The 2833-nt window shown below is 56.2% G+C and carries 3 protein-coding genes; 1 reads left to right on the forward strand and 2 read right to left on the reverse strand.

Annotated features, from left to right (window positions below):
* Nucleotides 1-143 precede the first annotated feature (143 nt).
* Nucleotides 144-383, forward strand: coding sequence for a YdcH family protein (locus A3754_RS19725; protein ID WP_063521055.1), 240 nt, complete (start codon nt 144-146; stop codon nt 381-383).
* A 35-nt stretch (nt 384-418) separates the two neighbouring features.
* Here the strand turns inward: A3754_RS19725 and A3754_RS19730 are convergent, their stop codons facing one another.
* Together A3754_RS19730 and A3754_RS19735 are read right to left on the reverse strand one after the other, a co-directional pair.
* Nucleotides 419-1684 carry a hypothetical protein gene (locus A3754_RS19730; protein ID WP_063521056.1) on the reverse strand — a complete coding sequence of 422 codons (1266 nt, stop codon included), beginning with the start codon at nt 1682-1684 and terminating at the stop codon, nt 419-421.
* 79 nt (nt 1685-1763) lie between these two features.
* Nucleotides 1764-2833, reverse strand: a 1070-nt coding sequence (locus A3754_RS19735; RefSeq protein WP_156497105.1) for an AMP-binding protein, incomplete at its 5' end; no start/stop codon positions are given.

The following is a 2833-nucleotide window of genomic DNA, read 5'->3' on the forward strand; positions in this document are numbered from 1 at the left end:
CTTACGGCCACGGGCGATTGAATCTAATCAGAAAATGTGGTGATTTGAGCGTTAAGGGGAACGGTGAACCGTTTCTGCTTGTCGCATAAACAGGGCCGGTCGTATTGGGCTGGCTTGCCATTTCCATTTAAGGAGCGACTTTCATGTTGGGCGAAAATCACAGCATTCATCACGAATTTCCCGATGTTCACCAGAAGATAGACGAGCTTGCTAACGCCGACCCCTCGTTCAAGGCGTTGATTCTGGAGCACGATAAACTGGACAAAAAGATACGGGGGCTGGAGATGCGCGAGAGCCCGATTTCGGATCCTGAGATGGAACGGCTAAAGCAGGACCGCATACGGCTGAAGGACGAGGTCTACCACCGGTTAAGCCATCACTGAAAGAAAAAGCCTCTGGTATCAGAGGCTTTTTTTATTTACTTCATTAACAATCTAGATTTTGGTTCCGAGAGCAGTTTTTTTGCATAGACACCCGGCGGAAGGCCATTGCTATCACGGCTATAATACATTCGGGTGATGAAATAAAATTCCTTACCAAACGGAATGTCAGTCAGTGAAAAGCCCACATTGGGTAATTGCCCGGCAAACCTTTCGGGTTCGTTCACCTGGCTGGCATCGTCCTGATAGAGCAGCCGGGCGGGGGTATCAAAGCCCTTCACGAAGGCCAGCTGGGCCAGCATGTCGAAGCCCCGGCCAGTGCCAAACCAGATCCAGTTGTTGCCTTCCAGTGGCATGGCGAGCATGGCTTTTTCCGAGTCCGACAGCACTCCATCGGTAATGCCCACGTGGTTGCCGGTCCAGCTGGTAACCAGTTTGCTGTCGTAGAGGCCGTTGCCATCCAGCGAAATATCCAGAGCAGGGCGTGCCAGCACAGTGTCGGCAATGCCGGGCAGGGTGAAACGGCTATGGATATCGACCTGTTGCGGCATCACCAGAAAATAGTTGTGAATGCGCAGCACCGGCACCCGTGCCACCTTGACGGAGGTAGTGGCATAGACCATGGCTGCCAGTGGGCCGCTGATAATCTGTTCTACTTTTGGATCCAGGTTGTTGTTGTTCAGGGTGACGCGATTGTTTTCTCCGAATACACCAGCGCTGAGGCGCAATTTGAGCGTATCAAGAATACTTTGGCGCTCGCCGTTTTCCCCTTCGAAACCGCGAAAATAAAAATCGCTCCACTTGAACAGATTCTGATCTGTCATGCTCAAGGCAAAGTCGGTGCTTTTGATGGTCATGCTTTCCGGGTCGAACTGCACATAGCGCTCTGTGCTTTGCAGATAGGCGTTCTTGACCAGGTAAAAATGGTGTTCCTTGTCGTTATGGGAGACCAGCAGTTCTGCGGCGACGTTTTCTGAAACATTACCGCTTAATGCCGGGCCACCGTCTTCGAAACGCAACAACAGCCGGTCTTCTGTATCGATGCGGCGCGGATCACCAATCAGATGCGTGCTGTCATCTTTCTCAAAGTAGGGGTAGCCCTCCCTGGACCATTGGACCCACTGGTGGGGAACCGGCACAAGGCGACCTTCTTTTACAGCGAAAAAGGAGTACAGACCGATATGTTTGCCGATCAGGGGTTTGAAGTCGGCGCCGGTGAGGGTAATGATCTGTGCCCAGAGGGCCGATGAGGCGCAAAGCAGCAGGAGTGTAGCCAGCGCCCGGGTGACGGTATTTTTTATCATTATGGTCTGTCATGGCTGTCGGTACAGGGTCCATGATGCGCCTTTGCGCCGGGCCGTCAATGACCCGGCGACCGGAGGGTCAGTCTTCAAGCTCAATGCGCTGGGCAAAATGGGCCAGGGCCTGCGGGTTGGCCAGGGCGTTACGGTTGGTGACAGGCCGGCCATGGATGACTTCTCGCACCGCCAGCTCCACGATTTTACCGCTGACCGTGCGCGGGATTTCGGGTACCGACAGAATGACGGCGGGCACGTGGCGTGGCGTGGCGCCCTGGCGAATGGCTTTACGGATGCGAGCCTGGAGTTCGTCATTCAGGTCTACGCCGTCTGCGGGCACCACAAACAGCACCACGCGCACATCACCGTCGAATTGCTGGCCGACCACAATGGCTTCGCGGATTTCTGGCAGGGTTTCCACCTGGCGATAGATCTCTGCGGTGCCGATGCGCACACCTCCGGGGTTGAGTACCGCATCGGAGCGGCCATGGATAATCAGCCCCTGATGGCTGTCATGGGGCACCAGCTGGGCGTAATCGCCATGGGCCCAGACGCCCGGGAAACGGGCAAAGTAGGCAGCGTGAAAGCGCTGGCCGTCCGGATCATTCCAGAAGCTTACCGGGCAGGACGGAAAGGGGCTGCGGCACACCAGCTCGCCTTTGCTGTCGGCCAGGGGCTGGCCGTTGTCATCGAATACGGCCACATCCATGCCCAGGCCGAGGCATTGCAGCTCGCCGCGATACACCGGCAGCATGGGGCTGCCCAGTGCGAAACAGGAAATAATGTCGGTGCCGCCGGAAATGGAGCTGACCAGTAATGACGGTTTCACCTGCTGGTACAGGTAGTCATAGCTTTTGTGCAGTAGTGGCGAGCCGGTGGAGAAAAGGGTGCGCAGGGTGCCCAGGTCGTGGCTGTCTTTCGGGCGCAAGCCGGATTTTTCCACCGCCTGAACAAACTTGGCACTGGTGCCGAAGTGGGTAATGCCTTCCGCATCAATCAGGTCAAACAACCGGCCGGTATCCGGGTAGGCCGGGTTGCCGTCATAGAGCACCAGAGTGGCGCCGGTGTGCAGGCCGCAGATAAGCCAGTTCCACATCATCCAGCCGCAGGTGGTGAAGTAGAACAGGGTGTCGGTGTCGCGCACATCGCCGTGCA

It is taken from the genome of Alcanivorax sp. HI0083 (assembly GCF_001635175.1).

What these genes read in the sequence shown, in the direction of transcription:
- A3754_RS19725 (WP_063521055.1), top strand. Translation starts at nt 144, where the DNA reads ATGTTGGGCGAAAATCACAGCATTCATCACGAATTTCCCGATGTTCAC.
- A3754_RS19730 (WP_063521056.1), bottom strand. Translation starts at nt 1,684, where the DNA reads ATGATAAAAAATACCGTCACCCGGGCGCTGGCTACACTCCTGCTGCTT.